This window comes from Bacteroides sp. 41_26 (genome assembly GCF_949740115.1).
GTDB classification, from domain to species: Bacteria; Bacteroidota; Bacteroidia; order Bacteroidales; family Bacteroidaceae; genus Bacteroides; species Bacteroides nordii.
The window spans coordinates 1-1034 of sequence record NZ_CATJGZ010000078.1; the positions used below are offsets into that span (position 1 = coordinate 1).

A 1034-nucleotide genomic window follows, 5' to 3' on the forward strand; every position below is an offset into this window, starting at 1 on the left:
CACTGCACAAATCTTCAACTGAGAACGCAGACGGTTTACAACCAAAGTTGTCAGCGCTTCGCTATCCACATCTTCTGCAATAACCAGCAAAGGACGACCAGTCTGTACTGCCGGTTCAAGAATGGGCAGGAAATCTTTCAAGTTGGAAATCTTCTTATCATAAATCAAGATGTACGGTTTCTCCATTTCGCACTCCATCTTCTCCGTGTTGGTAACGAAGTAAGCAGAGAGGTAGCCACGATCGAACTGCATACCTTCAACCACACCGATAGTAGTATCAGTACCCTTGGCCTCTTCAATAGTGATGACACCGTCTTTGGAAACTTTGCGCATAGCGTCTGCAATCAGCTTACCGATAACGGGGTCATTGTTGGCAGAAACAGAAGCAACTTGTTCAATCTTGTCATAGTTGTCACCCACTTTCTCTGCCTGTCCTTTGATAGAATCAACCACTTTGGCAACAGCCTTGTCGATACCGCGTTTGATATCCATCGGGCTGGCACCGGCAGTCACGTTCTTCAAGCCTTCGGCTACGATGGCCTGAGCCAAAACAGTAGCGGTTGTAGTACCATCACCTGCATCATCACCGGTCTTGGAAGCAACTTCCTTTACCAGCTGTGCGCCGGTATTCTGATATGCGTCTGCCAACTCTACTTCTTTAGCTACCGTTACACCATCTTTCGTGATGTGGGGAGCACCGAATTTCTTTTCGATGATAACGTTACGACCTTTAGGGCCGAGGGTTACTTTTACTGCATTTGCCAGTGTGTCGATACCTTTCTTCAATTGGTCGCGGGCATCGATATTGAATAATATTTCTTTTGCCATAACTATATTTACATTTTAACGATTTACAATTTACAAATTAACCTAAAACAGCGAGCACATCGCTTTGACGCATGATGAGGTACTTGGTTCCTTCAACTTCCAGTTCAGTACCGGCATACTTGCCATACAGCACTGTGTCACCAACCTTCAACACCATTTCTTCGTCTTTTGTTCCGTTGCCTACTGCAATAACTTCACCTTTCAAA

The 1034-nt window shown here is 45.2% G+C and carries 2 protein-coding genes; both read right to left on the reverse strand.

All coding sequences use genetic code 11. The annotated features are described in order from the left end of the window. A partial coding sequence (groEL, locus tag QX565_RS10425; protein ID WP_289292717.1) for a chaperonin GroEL occupies positions 1-828 on the reverse strand: 828 nt, incomplete at its 3' end. Positions 829-865: 37 nt separating this feature from the next. Continuing rightward, positions 866-1034, reverse strand: a 169-nt coding sequence (locus QX565_RS10430; RefSeq protein ID WP_502874520.1) for a co-chaperone GroES, incomplete at its 5' end; no start/stop codon positions are given.